Annotated in this window: 20 protein-coding genes; 15 read left to right on the top strand and 5 right to left on the bottom strand. The window is 69.9% G+C overall.

The features are described from left to right. The first annotated feature begins 123 nt into the window (after positions 1–123). From ACFYW8_RS29780 to ACFYW8_RS29740, 9 genes are all read left to right on the top strand, one after another. Complete coding sequence (locus ACFYW8_RS29780) at positions 124–768, top strand: HAD family hydrolase (protein ID WP_389083373.1); 645 nt, start codon at positions 124–126, stop codon at positions 766–768. Positions 769–902: 134 nt separating this feature from the next. Continuing rightward, complete coding sequence (locus ACFYW8_RS29775; protein ID WP_365882213.1) at positions 903–1,646, top strand: VC0807 family protein; 744 nt, start codon at positions 903–905, stop codon at positions 1,644–1,646. Positions 1,647–1,773: 127 nt separating this feature from the next. Further along, positions 1,774–2,997 carry an MFS transporter gene (locus ACFYW8_RS29770; RefSeq protein WP_389083364.1) on the top strand — a complete coding sequence of 408 codons (1,224 nt, stop codon included), beginning with the start codon at positions 1,774–1,776 and terminating at the stop codon, positions 2,995–2,997. Beyond that, positions 2,948–4,120, top strand: a complete 1,173-nt coding sequence (locus tag ACFYW8_RS29765; protein ID WP_389083359.1) for an acetoin utilization protein AcuC — start codon at positions 2,948–2,950, stop codon at positions 4,118–4,120. Before ACFYW8_RS29770 ends, ACFYW8_RS29765 begins: the two co-directional genes overlap by 50 nt. 174 nt (positions 4,121–4,294) lie before the next feature. Next, the gene (locus ACFYW8_RS29760) at positions 4,295–5,110 is read left to right on the top strand and encodes a phosphatase (protein WP_365882219.1); all 816 of its coding nucleotides are present in this window, start codon (positions 4,295–4,297) and stop codon (positions 5,108–5,110) included. Between the two features lie 129 nt (positions 5,111–5,239). Further along, positions 5,240–5,449 carry a helix-turn-helix domain-containing protein gene (locus tag ACFYW8_RS29755; protein ID WP_093781815.1) on the top strand — a complete coding sequence of 70 codons (210 nt, stop codon included), beginning with the start codon at positions 5,240–5,242 and terminating at the stop codon, positions 5,447–5,449. Between the two features lie 142 nt (positions 5,450–5,591). Then, positions 5,592–5,690 carry a 30S ribosomal protein bS22 gene (locus ACFYW8_RS29750; RefSeq protein ID WP_003948845.1) on the top strand — a complete coding sequence of 33 codons (99 nt, stop codon included), beginning with the start codon at positions 5,592–5,594 and terminating at the stop codon, positions 5,688–5,690. Between the two features lie 443 nt (positions 5,691–6,133). Then, positions 6,134–7,195 (top strand): NAD-dependent epimerase/dehydratase family protein, encoded by a 1,062-nt coding sequence (locus tag ACFYW8_RS29745; protein WP_365882221.1) that lies wholly within the window; start codon positions 6,134–6,136, stop codon positions 7,193–7,195. Positions 7,196–7,209: 14 nt separating this feature from the next. Beyond that, entirely contained in the window at positions 7,210–8,262 is a 1,053-nt protein-coding gene (locus ACFYW8_RS29740) for a lysophospholipid acyltransferase family protein (RefSeq protein WP_365882223.1), read from the top strand. Positions 8,263–8,383: 121 nt separating this feature from the next. Here the strand turns inward: ACFYW8_RS29740 and ACFYW8_RS29735 are convergent, their stop codons facing one another. The 3 genes from ACFYW8_RS29735 to ACFYW8_RS29725 form a co-directional block, all read right to left on the bottom strand. Further along, complete coding sequence (locus ACFYW8_RS29735; protein WP_389083344.1) at positions 8,384–9,610, bottom strand: DUF5667 domain-containing protein; 1,227 nt, start codon at positions 9,608–9,610, stop codon at positions 8,384–8,386. Between the two features lie 253 nt (positions 9,611–9,863). Then, a complete protein-coding gene (locus tag ACFYW8_RS29730) occupies positions 9,864–10,634 on the bottom strand; it encodes an ECF subfamily RNA polymerase sigma factor, BldN family (protein WP_103553010.1) in 771 nt (256 codons plus the stop codon). A 636-nt stretch (positions 10,635–11,270) separates the two neighbouring features. Next, positions 11,271–12,212, bottom strand: a complete 942-nt coding sequence (locus ACFYW8_RS29725) for an HAD-IB family hydrolase (protein ID WP_365882228.1) — start codon at positions 12,210–12,212, stop codon at positions 11,271–11,273. Between the two features lie 186 nt (positions 12,213–12,398). On the opposite strand from ACFYW8_RS29725, the gene ACFYW8_RS29720 reads away from it, so the two are divergent. From ACFYW8_RS29720 to ACFYW8_RS29700, 5 genes are all read left to right on the top strand, one after another. Beyond that, positions 12,399–12,698, top strand: a complete 300-nt coding sequence (locus tag ACFYW8_RS29720) for a glutaredoxin family protein (protein WP_389083334.1) — start codon at positions 12,399–12,401, stop codon at positions 12,696–12,698. A 342-nt stretch (positions 12,699–13,040) separates the two neighbouring features. Further along, positions 13,041–13,799 carry a redox-sensing transcriptional repressor Rex gene (locus tag ACFYW8_RS29715; protein ID WP_365882232.1) on the top strand — a complete coding sequence of 253 codons (759 nt, stop codon included), beginning with the start codon at positions 13,041–13,043 and terminating at the stop codon, positions 13,797–13,799. Then, the gene (locus ACFYW8_RS29710) at positions 13,796–15,511 is read left to right on the top strand and encodes a glutamyl-tRNA reductase (RefSeq protein ID WP_389083327.1); all 1,716 of its coding nucleotides are present in this window, start codon (positions 13,796–13,798) and stop codon (positions 15,509–15,511) included. Before ACFYW8_RS29715 ends, ACFYW8_RS29710 begins: the two co-directional genes overlap by 4 nt. Next, on the top strand, positions 15,508–16,467 hold the full coding sequence (gene hemC, locus ACFYW8_RS29705) for a hydroxymethylbilane synthase (RefSeq protein ID WP_389083324.1): 960 nt from the start codon (positions 15,508–15,510) through the stop codon (positions 16,465–16,467). The genes ACFYW8_RS29710 and hemC overlap by 4 nt, the downstream gene beginning before the upstream one ends. Next, entirely contained in the window at positions 16,464–18,167 is a 1,704-nt protein-coding gene (locus tag ACFYW8_RS29700; protein WP_365882238.1) for a bifunctional uroporphyrinogen-III C-methyltransferase/uroporphyrinogen-III synthase, read from the top strand. The genes hemC and ACFYW8_RS29700 overlap by 4 nt, the downstream gene beginning before the upstream one ends. Before the next feature lie 116 nt (positions 18,168–18,283). Here ACFYW8_RS29700 and ACFYW8_RS29695 read toward each other — a convergent pair whose 3' ends face one another. Together ACFYW8_RS29695 and ACFYW8_RS29690 are read right to left on the bottom strand one after the other, a co-directional pair. Then, positions 18,284–18,478, bottom strand: coding sequence for a DUF397 domain-containing protein (locus ACFYW8_RS29695; protein WP_389083317.1), 195 nt, complete (start codon positions 18,476–18,478; stop codon positions 18,284–18,286). Continuing rightward, positions 18,475–19,317: a helix-turn-helix transcriptional regulator gene (locus ACFYW8_RS29690; protein ID WP_389083312.1), complete on the bottom strand. Its 843-nt coding sequence runs from the start codon at positions 19,315–19,317 to the stop codon at positions 18,475–18,477. Before ACFYW8_RS29690 ends, ACFYW8_RS29695 begins: the two co-directional genes overlap by 4 nt. A 151-nt stretch (positions 19,318–19,468) precedes the next feature. Here ACFYW8_RS29690 and ACFYW8_RS29685 point away from each other — a divergent pair, with 151 nt between their 5' ends. Next, positions 19,469–19,903, top strand: coding sequence for an ATP-binding protein (locus ACFYW8_RS29685; protein WP_389083418.1), 435 nt, complete (start codon positions 19,469–19,471; stop codon positions 19,901–19,903). Positions 19,904–20,153: the final 250 nt, after the last annotated feature.

Here is a 20,153-nt window from a genome sequence, read left to right as displayed (position 1 = left end):
TGCAGGGGGGACCCTGTGGGAGAGTAGGACGCCGCCGAACAAATATTACAGAAACCCCCGTACCGGGAAACCGGTCACGGGGGTTTTCTGCGTTCGGGGTTTTCTGCGTTTAGGGTCTTTGTCATGCGCTACGACCTGATCATTTTCGACAACGACGGCGTCCTCGTGGACAGCGAGCCGATCTCCAACACCCTTCTGGCCGCATATCTCACCGAGCTGGGTCATCCCACCTCGTACGAGGACTCCCTGCGTGACTACATGGGCTCCGCCATGCACCGCATCCACGACCTGATCATGGAACGCACCGGTCAGCGGTTGCCGGAGGACTTCGACGACGTGTTCCACGCGCGGGTCTTCGCCGCGTTCGAGCGGGAACTGAAGCCCGTTCCCGGTGCCGGGCAGGTACTGGAGAAGCTCACCGCGGACGGCGTGCCCTACTGCGTGGCCTCCTCCGGGAGTCATGAGCGGATCCGGGTCGGGCACCGGACGACGGGGCTCGACCGGTGGTTCGACGACGGGCGGGTCTTCAGCTCGCAGGACGTCGGGCGGGGCAAGCCGGCACCCGATCTCTTTCTCCACGCCGCGGAGCGCATGGGCGTACGACCGGAGAAGTGCGCGGTCGTCGAGGACAGTCCGCTGGGGGTGCGGGCGGCCAACGAGGCGGGGATGGACGTGTACGGGTTCACGGCCATGACACCGGCCGACAGACTGGCCGGCGCGACCCAACTCTTCTCCGACATGGGGGAGTTGGCTGACCTGCTGGTATGACGGCACCCATCGGCGGACGCTGACATTTGTCATGCCGAGCTCCGGACGATCGTTTCTGTCGGCGGGTGGGGTCGGACCGCGAAGCTGAGTACATCGAAACGGGACGTACACAGCGACGACGAGGGGACCCGATCATGAGCATCACCGCCGGCGGGATCAGTACCGGACCGACCGCCACCGCTGCCCCGGAGGTCACCACGACGGCCACGGCCGCACCGGCGGAGACAGCCGGCCCCCGGCCGAGCTTCCTGCCGCTGATCGTGGACGTGGCGGTGCCCGTCGGGTCGTACTACCTGCTCAGGAACGGGTTCGGGATGAGCACCATGGCGGCGCTCGGCTGGAGCAGCGTCGTTCCGGCCGTGCGGACCGTGTGGAGCGTGGTCGAGGAGCGCAAGGTCAACGCTCTGGCGGGGCTGATCCTGTTCGTCAACGTGGTCGGGCTCGCCCTCAGTCTGGTCGCCGGTGACCCGCGGCTGATGCTGGCGAAGGACAGCGGGGTCAGCAGCGCGATCGGCATCGGTGTCCTGGTGTCCGTGAAGCTCGGGCGGCCGATGATGACGCAGGGGATGAAGCCGTTCCTGGTGAAGGGCGACGCGGCGCGGGCCGCGGCCTGGGACCGGCTGGCGGCCGGTTCCGAGCGGTTCCGGAAGGCCGAGCGGACCTTCTCGCTGGTGTGGGGCACGGTCCTGCTCGGTGAGTGCGTCGCGCGGGTCGTGGGTGCCTACACGCTGCCGATCGACACGATGGTCTGGCTCGGCACGGTCGTCATGATCGCCTCGATGGTCCTGGCCTTCCTGCTCAGCGCGCGCTTCGCGGTCGTCCCGATGGAGAGGATGCTGGAGCGGGAGCTCACCGCCGGGGCCCGGACGGACGGCTGAACGACCCCTCTACGACCCCTCTACGACCCCTCTACGACCCCTCTACGACTCCTCTCCGAAGAGCTGAGCAAAATTCATCTTCGGCTTGATCTACCCACGGGTAAGCCGGGGCCCTACGCTCGCCGCCATGACAGATGTGCTGCGGCGCGGTAGGGCCTCTTTGGCGTTCAGCTTCTTCGCTCAGGGTGCCGCCTTCGCGCTGCTCGTGACACGTATCCCGGCCATCCAGGACCGCTACGGGATCTCCGACGCCCTGCTGCCCGCGTTCCTGGCGGCCGTCCCCGTCCTCGCCGGGGTGGGCAGCGTCACCACCGAGCACCTCGTCAAGCGCATACGCCCCAGCAGCGTCCTGCGGTGGTCGCAGCCGGTCGTGCTGCTGGCCCTGCTCGGGGTCGGCGCCGGTGACCAGCTCGTCGAGGTCGCGGTCGCCCTGGCCGCCTTCGGCCTCGCGGTCGGCGCGCTGGACGCCTCCATGAACATGCTCGGGGTGAGCCTCCAGCGGTCGTACGGGCGCAGCATCATGCTCGGCTTCCATGCCGTGTACAGCCTGGGCGGGATCGTGGGCGCCTCGCTCGCGTGGGCCGGGGCGCACTGGCACATGTCGCTCTTCGTGTCGTATCTGCCGGTCGTGCTGATCCTGCTGCCGCTCGCCCTGGTGGGGAGCCGGTGGTACGTCGACGGCGGCGCGGTCCGTGACGGCATGGAGGACGAGGAGGCCCGTGCGGGTGCGGGTCCGCTGGTCTTCAAGCTGCTGCTGCCGCTGTGCCTGGTGATGACGTTCGCGTACATCGGGGACTCGACGGTCTCCAACTGGAGCGCGAAGTACCTGAAGGACGTGCTGGGCAGTTCGGAGCAGACGGCGACCGTTCCGTACAACGTCTACATGGTGATGACGCTGGTGGGACGGGCTGTCGGGGACCTGGGGGTGCGGCGGTTCGGGGCCGTCGCGGTGGTGCGGCTGGGTGCCGTGGTCGCAGCGCTCGGGTTCGGGGTGGTGGCCGTCGCGCCGGGGGCGGGTGTGGGCATGCTGGGGTTCACGCTGCTGGGGCTCGGGCTGTGTGTGATCGTGCCGCAGACCTTCGCGGCCGCCGGGAGGCTGTTCCCGGGGGTGTCGGACCAGGCGATCGCGCGGCTGAACATCTTCAACTACGTCGGGTTCCTGATCGGTTCCCCGCTGGTGGGCGCGCTGGGTGACGCGTGGAACTACCGCGGAGCCATGCTCGTGCCGATGGTGCTGGTTCTGGCGACTCTCGGGTACGCCCGCTCGTTCGCTCCCGAACCGGACCGATACGGTGACGTGCATGAGCGGGCGCGCGCAGCTGATGTGGGACGAGGCGGTAACGGGGTATGACTTCGGTCCGGACCATCCGATGGATCCGGTCCGGCTCGCCCTGACCCGGGGACTCGTCGACGCCTTCGGGCTCGACCGGGACGTCGACGTCGTCTCGGCGAAGCCCGCCGGGGCGTCGACCCTGCGGCTGGTGCACCGCGAGGACTACGTGGACGCGGTCAGGGCCGCGTCCGCGGATCCGGAGTCGGCGGACGCTTCGTACGGCCTCGGAACCATGGACGATCCCGCGTTCACCGGGATGCACGAGGTGTCCGCGATGATCGCCGGGCAGTCCGTGGGGGCCGCGGAGGCGGTGTGGCGAGGGGAGGCGCTGCACGCGGTGAACTTCGCCGGCGGGCTGCACCACGCGATGCCCGGCGGCGCGTCCGGGTTCTGCATCTACAACGACGCCGCGCTCGCCATCGCCCGCCTGCTGGAACTGGGTGCCGAGCGGGTCGCGTACGTCGATGTGGACGTGCACCACGGTGACGGCGTCCAGGCGGCCTTCTGGGAGGACCCGAGGGTCCTGACGATCTCGCTGCACGAGCATCCGCGGACGCTGTTCCCGGGGACCGGATGGCCCGAGGAGACCGGGGCGGGCAGCGCGGAGGGCACGGCCGTCAACGTCGCGCTGCCGGCAGGCACCGGGGACGCGGGCTGGCTGCGGGCCTTCCACTCCGTGGTGCCCGAGCTGATCGCCGACTTCAGGCCGCAGGTGCTGGTCACCCAGCACGGTGCGGACACCCACTTCGAGGACCCGCTCGCGCACATCGCCGTCTCGCTCGACGCGCAGCGGGCCGTGCAGGTCGCCTGTCACGACCTGGCGCACACCTACGCCGACGGGCGCTGGGTCGCGCTGGGGGGCGGCGGGTACGCCGTGGTGGAGGTCGTACCGCGTTCGTGGACGCATCTCGTGGCGGTGGCGGCGGGTCGTCCCATCGAGCCCGAGACGGTGATCCCGGAGAGCTGGCGGCAGGAGGCCTTCGCCCGCACACGGCAGTCGGCGCCGAGGCGGATGACGGACGGGCGGTGGCCGGTGTCCTGGAAGGACTGGGAGTCGGGATACGACCCGGCGGACCGTCTCGACCAGGCGGTCCTGGCGACACGCCGGGCCGTGTTCCCGCTGCGGGGGCTCCTGCCGTAGACCTCACGGCGGGAGGTGCTGCCGCTCGGTGGGGACCGTGGCTTTCTCGACGCTGGGGGTGGGTCTCCCGGCTGTCGTCCCGCCATCGGTGTCACGGTGGAGCATTAGGCCAACTGTGGGGCATATTCCCCATTTTGCGCATACGGTGCCGACGTATGCGTCAGCATCGCTGACGTGTTGAGCACCGGAGCTTTGCGTGCGCATCTGCTGGCCGCCCGGCTGGCCGGGCCCGTGGCCACCTCGCGCGAGGAGAGTCTGCGCAGCTATCGGCTCTTCGCCGCCCGCGACCCCCGGCTGCTGCTCGGACTCGATCCCGAATGGACCTGGTGCCAGCGGGATCTGATCGAGTTGATGGCCGACAAATGTGGAGTCTCGGCCGACCCCTCGCACACTTCAGGGCATGATGTGATCGACCCGGAGCTGACCCTGACGGCTCTCGACGCCTTCGCGGAACGGCTCGGCGAGGCCGCCCGTCATCGTCACCCTGTGCTTCTGGGCACGGGTCATCCGCACCGGCTGATCACCTTCTACGCCGCACTCGCGGACGCGCTGTCGGCGGCGGGATGTACCGTCCTCACCCCCGCGCAGGGTAGCTCTATCGACATAACGACCCGGTTCGGTCTACGCACGTACAACCTCGACTACGTACAAGGTGTCGCGCTGGTGCGCGAACCCGAGGCGGGAGCCGCCGGTCGTGCGACCGGCGCACACACCCACTCACCGCTCCCGGTTCGGACCGTTCTGGCGGCCGCGGCCGAGTCCGGAGGGCCCCTCCCGGAGCTGGTGATCGGAGACCACGGATGGGTCTGCGGAGCAGGTCAGCTGGGGTTCGAGGCCATCGGACTCGCCGATACGGACGATCCCGCGTTGTTCGTCGGGGAGGCAGAGGGGCTGGTGTCCGTCGTCGTTCCGCTTGATGACGCTGTGCGGTCTGATTACTACCGACCGCTTACTCGCTATGTACTCAATCGAGCGTGTCTGTCACAGTAGGCGGCCGATGGCATCCCCTCTTCCCCACTCGCATCACCCGCCCCTACATTGGGGAGTGAGCACGCAACGACGAAGAGTCACCGGAAGGGGAAGCCGGTGACCGTCGAGTGCGGAAGGTTCAGGTGTGTCATGGCTGCAGGCGAGAGGCCTCTGAACGAGGTTCAGTTCCTTACCGTGGCGGAAGTCGCCTCGGTGATGCGAGTGTCGAAGATGACCGTGTACCGCTTGGTGCACAGCGGTCATCTGCCGGCGATCCGGGTGGGGAGGTCCTTCCGGGTGCCGGAGCAAGCGGTTCACGAGTATCTCCGCGAGAGCTATGTGGGGGTGGAGACCGCCTGACGGCGTTCCGGGAGACCGTTCGCGATCTCCCGGAAACACCTCGATTACGACCTCGGCTCTCGGACGGGTAGGCTGGCCCCTCATAGGTCGTGTGGGCCCATGCAGCCCAGCACCGAGTAAAGAGAAGTGAGCGAGGGTAGTCGTGGGCTCTGTTATCAAGAAGCGGCGCAAGCGGATGGCGAAGAAGAAGCACCGCAAGCTGCTCAAGCGCACTCGCGTTCAGCGTCGCAACAAGAAGTAAGCGACGCCGCGGAAACGCGTACTGTGGCCTCCCACCAGCAGGTGGGAGGCCACAGGCATATCCTGCCGTGAAACGGCCACTCGGAGGTCGGCCGAGGAGTCGGCCGGGAAGTCCGCCGGGAAACCGAGGAGCGGGCCGAGGCCCGCCGGGCCGTGGCGAAGGTCCCGGCCGAGGCGCCGCGGTGGCGACGGAGGACTCCGCCGAGGCGGTGCCCGACAAGAAGTACCCCGAAAGAAAGCTCGAATGTCGAACGTGTTCGGCCATGTGCGCCGCATACGTCTGTGGGCCGAATGGCTGGGTCTGGTGGTACGTCCACGACTGTCGTCACTTCGTGCATCGGGCGGTCATCACAGCGCAACATCGACCCGCTAAGTTGGCCGCACACGGGGAACGCGGCAGGTACGAGCGGAGCTACGTCCAGTTCTGGAAGGAAGGCGCTGATCTTGGGGAAGGTCGTGCTCGTGACCGGGGTGGCCCGGCAGCTCGGGGGCCGGTTCGTACGACGGATCCAGCGTGACCCGCAAGTGGACCGGGTGATCGCCGTGGACGCGGTGCCCCCCGAGCACCACATCGGCGGCGCCGACTTCGTGCAGGCCGACATCCGGCAGCCCACCATCGCGCGGGTGCTCGCCGAGTACTCCGTCGACACGGTCGTGCACATGGACGTGACGGGGACGGCGCTGGCCTCCGGCAGCCGGACCACGGTCAAGGAGACCAACGTCATCGGCACGATGCAGCTGCTCGGTGCCTGCCAGAAGTCCCCGACGGTCAAGCGGCTCGTCGTGAAGTCCAGTACGAACGTCTACGGCTCGGCGCCGCGCGACCCCGCGGTCTTCACCGAGACCACCTCGCCCAAGTCGCTGCCCAGCGGCGGCTTCGCGAAGGACACGGTCGAGGTCGAGGGCTACGTGCGCGGCTTCGCGCGCCGCAGGCCCGATGTCGCCGTGTGCGTGCTGCGGTTCGCCAACATCCTCGGCCCGAGCGCGGACTCGCCGCTCGCCTCCTACTTCTCGCTGCCGGTGCTGCCCACGGTGTTCGGCTACGACCCCCGGCTCCAGTTCGTCCACGAGGGCGACGTCATCGAGGTGCTGCGGCTCGCCTCGCACGAGCCGCAGCGGGGCACGCTCAACAGCGGCACGTTCAACATCGCCGGTGACGGCGTCCTGCTGCTCTCGCAGTGCGCGCGACGGCTGGGCCGGCCCACCGTCCCGCTGCTGCTGCCGGCCCTCAGCTGGGCCGGTACGGCCGTGCGTACCCTGGGTGTGACGGACTTCTCGCCGGAGCAGCTGCGGCTGCTCACGCACGGCAGGGTGGTCGCGACGGTGCAGATGCGCGAAACCCTGGGCTACCAGCCGAAGTACACGACGGCGGAGACCTTCGCGGACTTCGCCCACAGCAGGGGGCCCGGACTCCTGCCCCCGGAGGCCGTCGCGGGGGTCGTGGACCGGATCGCCGCACTGTCCCTTCCGGGTGGCGGCCACCCCCCGACGCAGAGCGCCAACTGAGGAGCGCATCAACGATGCCGGACGCCAAGGTCATTCCGTTCGACGACGACCGCTCGCGGGGGGCAGCCGTGCAGCGCCCGCCGCGGCGCCGGGCCGCGGGGAGCCGGCGCAAGGGTGAGCCCGTGGTGGTACGCGAGGTCCAGCCCATGCCCGGACGGAGCGTCCCGCAGGATGATGTTCCCGTGACGCATGAGGAACAGCCGCCCCAAGAGCCCCAGCGGGGCGGTGCCGGCCTGGAGCAGCGCATCGCGGGAGGCCTGGCCTTCCTGCGCCGCAGGCTCACGGGCGACTACGAGATCGACGAGTTCGGGTACGACCAGGAGCTGACCGACCAGGTCCTGATGTCGCTGATCCGGCCGATGTACGAGAAGTACTTCCGCGTCGAGGTGAAGGGCATCGAGAACATTCCGTCGAAGGGCGGCGCCCTGATCGTCGCCAACCACTCGGGCACCCTGCCGCTGGACGGCCTGATGATGCAGGTCGCCGTCCACGACAACCACCCCGAGAACCGCCATCTCCGGCTGCTCGCCGCCGATCTGGTCTTCATGCTGCCGGTCGTCAACGAGCTGGCCCGCAAGGCCGGTCACACGCTTGCCTGCTCCGAGGACGCCGAGCGGCTGCTGGAGCGCGGCGAACTGGTCGGGGTGATGCCGGAGGGCTTCAAGGGCATCGGCAAGCCGTTCAGCGAGCGCTACAAGCTCCAGCGGTTCGGCCGGGGCGGCTTCGTCTCGACGGCGCTGCGCGCGGGCACTCCGATCATTCCGTGCTCGATCGTCGGCGCGGAGGAGATCTACCCGATGATCGGCAACGCGAAGACCCTCGCGCGGCTGCTCGGATTCCCGTACTTCCCGATCACCCCGACCTTCCCCTGGCTGGGCCCGCTGGGTGCGATCCCGCTGCCCACCAAGTGGACGATCCAGTTCGGCGAGCCGATCCGCACGGACGGCTATCCGTCGGAGGCGGCCGAGGACCCGATGCTGATGTTCAACCTGACCGACCAGGTCAGGGAGCAGATCCAGCACACCCTGTACAAGCTGCTGGTGCAGCGCAGGTCCGTGTTTTTCTGATCATGCAGTTACGATTCTGTTGATCATGTCCTGATATGCCTGTACGCCGATGGGGGCGCCCTTCCCGAGGAGGGCGCCCCCATCGACGTACCGCGGTGGCCTGTTGGTCGCTGTCCTGTGTTTAGTCGCTGTCCTGTGTGTCGATGCCGAGGCCGGGCAGCAGACCGGGCAGCAGGGGCGGCAGCGTGACGTCCGGTTCGCCCGTCGCGCTGCCCTTGCTGCTGTTGGCCGACGGGGAGGAGCTGGCGTCGTTCAGCGGCGGGTCGAGCAGGCCGCCGGTGTTGCCGCCGAGCAGGCCCTCGGCGCTGCTGCCCGAGCTGGACGGCTTGGGCTTGCCGCTGCTGTGGCTTCCGCTCGCGGAGGCGCCGGTGGCGCTGGGCGACGGGGTGGCCGTACCGGGCGAGCCGGTGGACTCCTCGCTCCTGCCCCGGTGACGGCCGGTGCCCTCGGGGGCGGGTGTCGTGGGCAGCAGTGAGCGCAGCGGGGCGACCTCTTCGTCTATGGCCTCGAAGGCCGACGAGACCTGGTCACTGACGTCGCCGAGCTGCACGGGCAGCCGGTCCCGCAGTGCGCCCCAGGCCTCGCGGTGCGACCGGGAGAAGGCGGACAGGGCCTGGATGGGGCCCAGTGAGCCGTCCCGTTCGTACGCCTCGTGCAGCAGCCGGTGGCCCTCGGTGGCGTCGTGCTGCATGCCGGACAGGGCGCGCCGGACCTCGCCCAGGGACTCGTGGTCGAGGTGTCCCGAGCGGCCCCTCTCCATCAGCCGGCGGGCCTCGCTCAGGCGGGTCGAGGCCTGGTCGAGGTAGAGCTCGCCCCGGTCACTGTCGCCGTGGGCCAGGCTCAGTTCGATGTCCTCCATGCCGCGCTTGAGCCCGTAGAGCGAGTCGCCGGGCAGGGCGTCGGTGCTCGCGGCGGCCACACCGCCGAAGGCGCCGACGGCCACACCGACGGTGAGCCCGCCCGCCGCGAGCCCCTTGGACAGCCGGGACCGGGGCCGCAGCTTCCCCAGTCCGGTCGCCCGGTGCGTCCCCTTGGCCCGGGACCGCTGCCCGGGCAGAGCACGGTCCGGACCCTCGCCTCCGGCGGCGGTGCCTTCCAGCAGCATGGCCTCCATCGCGGCGACGAGCTGGGCTCGCTGCACGATCTTGACCTCGGGGTCCAGCTCCGGTTTGGGCAGCTCGCCGAGACCGGCGGCGAGGGCCAACAGCAGCCCTTGCCCGGTCTGTTCCGCAGCAGCCCGGGACGGTGCCGACCCATCGGGCTGCTCGGCCGCCGTGCCCTGGTCGAACTCCTCCAGGGCCTGGGCGAAGGCGTCCGCCCGCCGGTGTGCCGATACGTTCGCGATCACTGGCGGCACCTCCTCTCGTCATGACGGTCGACTCCCCAGGGGGTCCTGAGGGTTGCACGCCCTGGCCGTATCCACACGATCGGGTGATCGGCGATGGCCAAGGCGTGACCACAGGGAGCCTGTATCCCGCACAACGAGCGTCACGGCACTTGGGTTACGGACGACGGATGATCCGACCGCGAAGTCAACAGACTTTTACAGAAGGCGAGTTGGGCGTCACCGAGTGTGCGGACCACCGCGGTCGGATGTGCGTTCAGCGGACGTCGTCGGGCAGGAGGCGGGCCAGGGTGCGGACGGCCCGGTACTGGAGGGTCTTGATGGCGCCCTCGTTCTTGCCCATCACCCGGGCGGTCTCGGCGACCGAGAGCCCCTGGAGGAAGCGGAGCGTCACACACTCCTGCTGCTGAGGGTTGAGCCGTCGCACGGCGTCAAGGAGCGCGGCGTTGGAAAGGGACTCCAGGACGGAGTCCTCGGGGGAGCGCTCGACCTCGTTGGCGTCGAGCATCTCGCCGGTGGTCACTTCCAGCCGGAAGCGGCTGGACTTGAAATGGTCGGCCACCAGATTCCGGGCGATGGTCACGAGCCAGGCGCCGAAGTCGCGCCCCTGCCAGGTGAAGGTGCCGATCCGTCGCAGCGCCCGCAGAAAGGTCTCACTCGTGAGGTCCTCGGCGGTCGCCTTACCTCCAACCCGGTAGTAGATGTAGCGGTACACGGTGTCGCTGTACTGGTCGTAGAGCCGTCCGAAGGCGTCGGCCTCGCCGGCCTGGGCACGCTCCACGAGATCCATCATCCGGGCGCTGTCACTGTCCGCGGCCGGACGGCGTGCGGTGGTGGCCGAGCCTGAGCGGCCCCGCCTGCCGACCGTCGCGTTGCCGTCGGCCAGGGCGTAGCAAGGTCCGACGGGCGCGGGGAGGGCGAAGGCGGGGACGGCGTACGCGGTGGGGACGAAGCCGCGCAGACGGTCCAGGACCGTTGCGCGCAGCGTAGCCAGGCCCGAGGCGTCAACCCCGACGTGTGAGTACACGGGACTCCCAGAGGCAGAGCTTCCATCACGTGCAGTGCGGGACCTTTCACCCGTCGTGGCGACGGAGGGGTACCGGTTTGCGTCTGAGGAGAATAACGCTTCGTACAGGCAGCACTACACCCAGTTGCTAAAATCATCGATTACGTCGCTTCTGATGCGAATCGATGCCCGTTCAAGCGCCGCACGGTGACCGCTTGTTGATCGGATCGGTTCAGATTCCGTCTGAGTGCAGAGCGTGTTGTGCCCGCCTGCGGCGGACATGACTGGGCCGCCCAGGGCGTGGGTAGGACGATGTGATTGCTCCCGCGGCCGACGGCCCCACCCCAGGTCCGGACAGGTTTTCGCCCCCTCCGCCCTTACCTGACCCGTACCCGGGGCTCCGCCCCGGACCCCGCTCCTCGAACGCCGGAGGGGCTGAATTTCCCCGGCTGGAGGAAAAGGGGGGCCACCACAATGCGCCCGCGGCCGGGTACGCACGGGAGGGGGCGTGCCGGTACGTCAGATGCCCGCAGGCCGGACGGATCATCACCGACGCCCACGTCGAAACGCCGGTGGGATCCGTTCGGATGCGGGCGGACGCACCGGCACGGCCCTGGCCCACCGGCCGGACCCGAACCGCGAAACGCCAGAGGCGAGTTACCGGCGGCGACGGTGGAGCGCGATCGCGGCGGCCGTGCCGCCGGCCACCGCACCCACGCCGGCCGCTGCGGGAATCCCGACCTTCGCGGCCTTGCGCGCGGTGCGGTAGTCCCGCAGCCGCCAGTCGAAGTCCCGCGCGTGCCTGCGCAGTTTCGAGTCCGGGTTGATCGCGTACGGGTGTCCGACCAGCGAGAGCATCGGGATGTCGTTGTGCGAGTCGCTGTACGCCGCGCAGCGGGACAGGTCCAGGCTCTCGGCGGACGCCAGCGCCCGCACGGCCTCCGCCTTCGCCGGACCGTGCAGGGGTTCGCCGACCAGCTTGCCGGTGTAGATCCCGTCCACCGATTCCGCGACCGTTCCCAGGGCGCCCGTGAGGCCGAGCCGCCGTGCGATCACCGTGGCGATCTCCACCGGCGCCGCCGTGACGAGCCACACCTTCTGGCCGGCGTCCAGGTGCGCCTGGGCGAGCGCGCGGGTCCCGGGCCAGATCCGTTCGGCCATGTACTCGTCGTAGATCTCCTCGCCGATCGACATCAGCTCGGAGACCCGGTGGCCCTTGACGATCGACAACGCGGAGTCACGCGCTTCCTGCATGTGCTCCGGGTCCTCGACACCGGCCAGTCTGAACCACGCCTGCTGCCAGGCGAACCGTGCGAGGTCGCGGGTCTCGAAGAACTTCCGCTTGTACAGCCCCCGTCCGAAGTGGAAGAGGGCAGCACCTTGCATCACGGTGTTGTCGAGGTCGAAGAAGGCGGCGGCCTTGTCGTCGCCGAGCACCGGGAAGTCGGGTTCCTCCACGGCGTCCGGAGGCGCCAGTTCTTCCAGTTCCTGCAGTTCCTGCGAGGACTTGCGCGCTGCCTCCGCCGAGGCCTCGCCTGCCAACACGCTCCGCGCGGTGGCGGAGCGCCTACGGGGAGTGAGCCATCCGAGAGCGGCCATGTCGTGAGCATAGCCAGTCTGTTCGGTGCTTCCGGAGTCGAGAGGATTCGGCGCCGTGAACTCTCCGCGACCGTCCCGTTAAAGGGCCGCTCCGATTCGTCGTCGCCGCGGCGCGTCGGCCCCCTGCGAGGGCCCGTCGTCGCGTAAAGCGCGGAGCGCGCCCGCCGAGGCGTCCGGGGCGGGAGAATGGCGCGTATGAGCCCCATGTTCCGGCGCAGCGACCGCCGTACGGAGAGGAAGGCGCCCGAGGAGCGACTGGTCACGTTGATCAGGAAGCCCGGGTGTCATCTGTGTGATGACGCACAGGAAGTGATCGAGAAGGTGTGTGTCGATCTCGGGGTCCCCTGGGAGGGGAAGGACATCACCGAGGACGAGGAGCTGCACCGCCAGTACTGGGAGCAGATCCCGGTCGTGCTGGTGGACGGCGCACAGCACACCTTCTGGCGCGTGGACGAGGAACGCCTTCGCAAAGCCCTCGCACCGTGAGTCGTGCGGGGGGACGTCCACCGCGCCCGTGATGTGTCCCGACTTGTGACCTGCCGGAGCAGTCCGGGTGGCCGGGAAAGTCGCCTAGGATCGACGGCGATTGGTCTCGGGGGCGGGATTCGTTGAGGAGAGTGTGCGGTTTTGCCCCCTTCGAGTGCGGAAAGTAGCCGCCCGTGCGCCGGTTCCGTACGAGCGCGCCGGGCATGCGTGACCCCGGTCACGTTGGCCGGGCAAATCGGACACCGTCTTTGTGCACGCGTTCACAAAGACATAGCCTGCATTCGACGGGGCGGTCTAGGTATGTGTGACCGCCTGCAGCCCCGCGCTACCCGCAGGAGCACCGTGGCAACTGGCCGAACTCACCGACCGGCGACCCGCAGCCGAGGGATTCCCGAGGCCACCGTCGCCCGGCTTCCGCTGTACCTCCGAGCCCTCACCGCACTGTCGGAACGCTCGGTACCCACGGTCTCATCCGAGGAACTCGCGGCTGCGGCGGGGGTCAACTCCGCCAAGCTGCGCAAGGACTTCTCCTACCTCGGCTCCTACGGGACTCGCGGTGTGGGCTACGACGTCGAGTATCTCGTGTACCAGATCTCCCGCGAACTGGGGCTCACCCAGGACTGGCCGGTCGTGATCGTCGGTATCGGCAACCTCGGTGCGGCGCTGGCCAATTACGGAGGGTTCGCCTCCCGCGGATTCCGCGTGGCGGCACTCATCGACGCCGATCCCGCGATGGCCGGGAAGCCCGTCGCCGGGATCCCGGTCCAGCACACGGACGACCTGGAGCGGATCATCGAGGAGAACGGTGTCTCGATCGGTGTCATCGCGACCCCGGCCGGAGCCGCCCAGCAGGTCTGCGACCGACTGGTGGCCGCCGGAGTCACCTCCATCCTGAACTTCGCGCCGACCGTCCTGTCCGTCCCGGACGGCGTCGACGTGCGCAAGGTCGACCTCTCCATCGAGCTGCAGATCCTCGCCTTCCACGAGCAGCGCAAGGCCGGCGAGGAGGCCGAGGCGCAGGCCGGAGCCGCCGACCGGGCCGCGCAGGAGAACGACGACAAGGGGCCCGACGGGGATGTTCCCGCGGTGATGCCGGCATGAGTCTCCTCGTCGTCGGGCTGAGCCACCGCAGCGCTCCGGTCAGCGTCCTGGAGCGGGCCGCGCTGTCCGCGGACGCCCAGGTCAAGCTGCTCCAGGACACCCTCGCCGCCGAGCCGGCCACCGAGGGCGCGGTCCTCGCGACCTGCAACCGCATCGAGCTGTACGCCGACGTGGACAAGTTCCACGCGGGCGTGGCCGAGCTGTCCACGCTCCTCGCCCAGCACAGCGGCGTCGGGCTGGAGGAGCTCACCCCCCATCTGTACGTGCACTACGAGGACCGGGCCGTCCACCACCTCTTCTCGGTGGCCTGCGGCCTGGACTCGATGGTCGTCGGCGAGGGCCAGATCCTCGGCCAGATCAAGGACGCGCTCGCCACCGCGCAGGAACTGCACACCGCGGGCCGCCTCCTCAACGATCTGTTCCAGCAGGCGCTGCGGGTAGGCAAGCGCGCCCACTCCGAGACCGGCATCGACCGCGCCGGACAGTCCCTGGTCACCTTCGGCCTGGAGCAGCTGTCCGCCGGGCGGGCCGTCGAGGCCTGGGCCAAGGGCAAGAGGGCCCTCGTCATCGGCGCGGGCTCGATGTCCTCGCTGGCCGCCGCGACGCTCGCGCGCGCCGGCGTGGGCGAGATAGTGATCGCCAACCGCACCCCCGACCGCGCCGAGCGCCTCGCCGAGATCCTCAACGGCGGCGACGACACGGACGTGCTGGCCCGCGCGGTACCGATGGACTCGGTGCCGGTCGAGCTGACACGTGCCGACGTCGCCGTCTCCTGCACCGGAGCGACCGGGATCGTCCTGACGGCCGAGACCGTCGCGGCCGCCGTCGAAGGCCGTACGGGAACACCCGCGGCCCTGCGCGAGACGCCGGCCGGCCCGGCCGGTCACCTCGCGCCCGCCGGCGTCGGCACCGAGGACGCCTGCCCGCTGGACCTGTCCGCCGTGCAGGGCGCCACCGGCTTCTCCGTGATGGGCGAGGCGGCCGTCGCCGGCATGGACGCCACCACCCTGGAGCAGCACGCGGCCTGGGTGGACAAGGGCACCGGCACCGTCGAGCGCCGCGACAGCCGTCGTACGCCCGACGAGGAGGCCGACGCCGACGCCGGCCTCATCACCGCGCTGGCCGCCACCGTCGCCACGGTCGGCCGCGTCCCCGAGCGCCGCAGGCCCGAACCCGTCGTCGAGGCCCCCCGCCCCGCGCCGGTGCTCGCGCTGCTCGACCTCGCGATGCCCCGTGACATCGACGCGGCCGTGCACCGGCTGCTCGGTGTGCGGCTCGTCGACATCGAGTCGCTGGCCGAGGCCTCCGCGGACGCGCCGATGGCCGCCGACGTGGACCAGGTCCGCCGGATCGTCTCCGACGAGGTGGCCGCGTTCGGCGCGGCCCAGCGGGCCGCGCACATCACTCCCACCGTCGTGGCGCTGCGCGCCATGGCCGCCGACGTCGTCGCGAACGAGATCGCCCGGCTGGACGGACGGCTGCCGGACCTCGACGACAAGCAGCGTGGCGAGATCACCCAGACCGTGCGGCGCGTCGTCGACAAGCTGCTGCACGCGCCGACCGTACGGGTCAAGCAACTCGCCGCCGAGCCCGGCGGTGCCGGGTACGCGGACGCGCTGCGGACCCTGTTCGACCTGGACCCGGAGACGGTCGCCGCCGTCTCGCGGGCCGAGAACAACACCGAGAACGCCAAGAACCGAGGGCGAGCATGAGTGAGCAGGCTTTGAGGCTCGGGACCAGGCGCAGCAAACTCGCCATGGCCCAGTCCGGGCAGGTGGCGGACGCCGTGAGCCAAGTGACCGGACGGCCGGTCGAGCTCGTTGAGATCACGACGTACGGCGACGTTTCCCGCGAGAACCTCGCGCAGATCGGCGGCACGGGCGTCTTCGTGACCGCGCTGCGGGAGGCACTGGTGCGCGGGGAGGTCGACTTCGCCGTGCACTCCCTCAAGGATCTGCCGACCGCGCAGCCCGAGGGCCTCGCGCTGGCCGCCGTGCCGGTGCGCGAGGACGCGCGCGACGTACTCGTCGCCCGCGACGGGCTGACCTTCGAGGAACTGCCGGACGGCGCCCGCGTCGGAACCGGCTCGCCGCGCCGTATGGCCCAGCTGAACGCGTACGCGCGCAACCACGGCATGACGATCGAGACGGTCGCCATCCGAGGGAACGTAGACACCCGCATCGGGTACGTCCACGCCGGGGAGCTCGACGCCGTCGTGCTCGCCGCCGCCGGACTCAACCGGATCGGCCGGATCGACGAGGTCACCGACTTCCTGTCGGTCGACACCGTTCTGCCCGCCCCCGGCCAGGGGGCACTGGCGATCGAGTGTGCCGCGGACAACGCGGACCTCGTCGCCGCGCTCGGAGAGCTCGACGACCCGTTCACCCGGGCCGCCGTGACCGCCGAGCGATCCCTGCTTGCCGCCCTGGAGGCCGGCTGCAGCGCACCCGTGGGTGCGTTCGCCGACCTGCTGGACGATGGGCAGGTTGTCAAGGAGATGCGCCTGCGCGGCGTCGTCGGCATGACCGACGGCTCGACGCTGGTGCAGCTGTCCACCACCGGTCCCGTGCCCGAGACACATGACCAAGCGATGTCGCTCGGCCGTGAACTCGCTGCCGAGATGCTTGCCAAGGGCGCGGCCGGTCTGATGGGGGAGCGAGCACTGTGAGCCCCACCAAATTTCCCACCGGTCCGGTCCACGGGCACGTCACCTTCCTGGGTGCCGGACCCGGAGATCCAGGGCTGCTGACACTGCGCGCCGTAGAGGCGCTGGCGAACGCGGACGTCCTCGTCGCCGAGCACGATGTGCTCGACGTGGTGCGCGTTCACGCCAGACAAGGCGTCGCCGTTCTGAACACGGATCCGGATACTTCGCCGGCTCCGTACCAGGGCACAGGCACGCCTCAGCTGACGGTTGTTGACAGCACGTCAACAACCGTTGGTGACCCCGCGTCGAGGGACGCAGCCAATCTTGTCATGACGGCCGCGCGGGGCGGCAAGCGGGTCGTACGTGCGGTGTCCGGTGACCCCGGACTCGACACCTACGCCGCCGAGGAGATGCTGGCCTGCGCCCGCGCGGGCGTTCCGTTCGAGGTCGTGCCCGGCATCGCGGCCGCCGTCGGTGTGCCCGCCTACGCGGGTGTGCCACTGCGGGACGCGCAGGGCGCGGACGTACGGTTCGTCGACGCCCGGACCGCGTCCAACCGCTGCTGGACCGAGGTCGGCGCCTCCGACGGCACCGTCGTGGTGTCGGCGACGCTCGACTCCGTGGCCGCCGCCGCGGGCGAGCTGGTGGCCTCCGGCCGCAAGCCCGACACCCCGATGTCGGTGACGATCGCCGGTACGACGACCCGTCAGCGCACCTGGTCGGCCACCCTCGGCACGATCGCGCAGACGCTGAAGCAGGCGAAGGTGCTGCCGTCCCCGGACGGCGGGCGCCCGGTGATAGCCGTGGTCGGTGAGCGTTCCTCCGCCGCCCAGCGCGACCAGTTGTCGTGGTTCGAGTCCAAGCCGCTGTTCGGCTGGAAGGTGCTCGTGCCGCGTACGAAGGAGCAGGCGGCGTCGCTCTCCGACCAGCTGCGGTCGTACGGGGCCGTGCCGTACGAGGTGCCGACGATCGCCGTCGAACCTCCGCGCACCCCCCAGCAGATGGAGCGCGCGGTCAAGGGCCTGGTGACGGGCCGCTACGAGTGGATCGCCTTCACCTCGGTGAACGCGGTCAAGGCCGTGCGGGAGAAGTTCGAGGAGTACGGGCTCGACGCCCGTGCCTTCGCGGGCATCAAGGTCGCGGCGGTCGGCGAGTCGACCGCGAAGGCGCTCGTCGCCTTCGGCGTGAAGCCGGACCTGGTGCCGAGCGGCGAGCAGTCGGCCGCGGGTCTGCTGGAGGACTGGCCGCCCTACGACCCGGTCTTCGACCCGATCGACCGCGTCTTCCTGCCGCGGGCCGACATCGCCACGGAGACCCTCGTCGCCGGGCTCATCGAGCTGGGCTGGGAGGTCGACGACGTCACGGCGTACCGCACCGTGCGCGCGTCGCCGCCGCCGGCGGACACCCGCGAGGCGATCAAGGGCGGCGGCTTCGACGCGGTGCTCTTCACCTCGTCGTCGACCGTGCGGAACCTGGTGGGTATCGCCGGCAAGCCGCACAACGTGACGGTGATCGCCTGCATCGGTCCCGCGACGGCCAAGACGGCCGAGGAGCACGGGCTGCGGGTCGACGTGATGGCTCCGGAGCCCTCCGTGCACAAGCTGGCGGAGGCGCTGGCCGAGTTCGGCCTGCGCCGCCGCGCCGCCGCGCTGGACGCCGGGGACCCGGTGACCCGGCCGAGCGAGCGCCGTCCGGGCTCGCGGAGGCGCCGGACCACCTGACGCCGGGGGGCGCGTGACGCGGTCCACGACCCGGCACCCGCCTCGCGTGCTCGAAGCGCACACGCCCCGCTGTCCCTCATTGGGAGACGGCGGGGCGTGCTTCGTTGTGCGGCCGGTCAGACGGACGGCAGGAAGGCCGCCCAGGCGGTCGTTGTGAGGGCGAGGCGGGGGCCCTCGGGGTTCTTGGAGTCTCGGACGAGGATGCCGTCCGGGGTTGCGGCGGCTTCGACGCAGTCGGGGCCGTCAGCCGTGCTGTAGCTGCTCTTTATCCACTCCAGCCCGGCGTCGGCCGCGGAGGCCTTGAGCGTCATGTCTTCGTGTCTCCCAGTACTTTCTCGATGAAGGCCGACGACTCCCGAGGGCTGAGAGCCTGCGCGCGAAGGACTCCGTAGCGGATGTCGAGGACCGTCGTTTCCTTGGGGTCGGTCATCACCCGGCTGCTGAGAGGTGCCTCGCTGAACGCGACGGTGGCTCCGTCCCTGAGTTTGAGGAGCCTGAACGAACCGTCGGTTCCCGCGTTCTCCTCGCGGGCGAGTGGCAGGACCTGAAGGTCCACGTTGCGCAACTGGCCTACCTCCAACAACCGTTCGAGCTGCTGTCGTAGCACCATCCTGCCCCCGATGGGCCTGCGCAACGTCGACTCGCACTGAACGAAACTGAAGACACGCGGTCCGGTCGACGGGTCGAGGATCTTCTGACGGGCACAGCGTGCCGCGACCTGCTGTTCCACCTGGTCCTCGGTGAACGGTGGTCGGCGTGCGTCGAAAATCGCCCGCGTGTACTCCACGGTCTGCAACAAGCCATGAATCACGGAGTTGTTGTAGGCGCCGAGCTCGATCGCGTCCGCTTCCAGCCTCTTCAGGTCCCGCACCTTCTTCGGGTACCGGACCTCCGCCAAGTCCTCCTTCAGGGCCGCGAGTCGGCCGCCCGCCGACAGGATCTCGTCCGCGCGGTCCAGATACTCGGGCCGGGGGATGCGCCGCCCACGTTCCACGGAGGAGACCTGCTCCTCCCCGTACCCGATGGCCGCCCCGAACTCGGCCTGGGTGAGCCCGGCCGACTCCCGCCACAGCCTCAACTGACGCTGGACGGTCCTCATCACCGCCCCGGTCTCTTCGTCGTCCTCCAGTCCCGCGTCCCACTCGCCCACGTCAGCCGCCCTCCAGCCGCGCCCTTCTCTGCCCAACCCCGACACCGGTTCCCCGGTCACCCCGTACAGCCCGGACAGAACCGGACGCCACCCGGACAGACACCGTCCGCACGGGCTGCCGTCCTTCACAGGTTACGTACGGGAGAACACGCTGAGTGACGTGAATCAGCGAACTGCGCGCTCCCCGCTCCACCACTTCTCGGTGCCGCTCTCCGCCACCCGGCGCGGCGCCCGCCTCGCCCGGCTGCTCGCCGCCGAGCAACTGCACGACTGGGGACTGCCGTTGGACCCGGCCCGGCACGTCGTCGCCGAACTCGCCGCGAACGCCGCCCTGCACGGCCGCGTCCCCGGCCGGAGTTTCCGCCTCACTCTGTCCGTCCTCGCTCCCCGGACGCTGCGCGTGGAGGTCGCCGACGCCCGGGGCGAGCGGTGGCCCACCCGGGTGCGGGACAGCGCCGACAGGCGGTCCGAGTCGGGCTACGGGCTGCTGATCGTGGAGGAGTTCGCGGACCGCTGGGGTGTGCGGTCGGGTCCTGTGCCGTGCAAGACGGTGTGGGCGGAACTCGATCTCGGGCCTGGCCGGTGACGCCTGAACCGGAGCCCGGTGACGCGTATTTCGGTGGCGGGTCGGCCGGGGCGGCGGGCGGTAAAAGACCAAAGAACTCGGGGAAGAAACCGACCAACCAACCAAACCCCGCTCATGTCACCCGAGCGGGTGAAACCGGCCGGTACGGGTGGCGCGCGGGCGGTTCGGACGTGCACGCTCGCCGCAGACAACATCCACAACTCCACGTCGCGGCAGGACAGGGCGGGATCCCCCGGCGCTCAGCCGGTGC

Origin of the sequence: Streptomyces sp. NPDC002742, assembly GCF_042888885.1 — a bacterium.
Classification (GTDB): domain Bacteria; phylum Actinomycetota; class Actinomycetes; order Streptomycetales; family Streptomycetaceae; genus Streptomyces.
The sequence above is the reverse complement of the archived record's forward strand: the minus strand, read 5'-3'. Positions and strand labels throughout refer to the sequence as shown.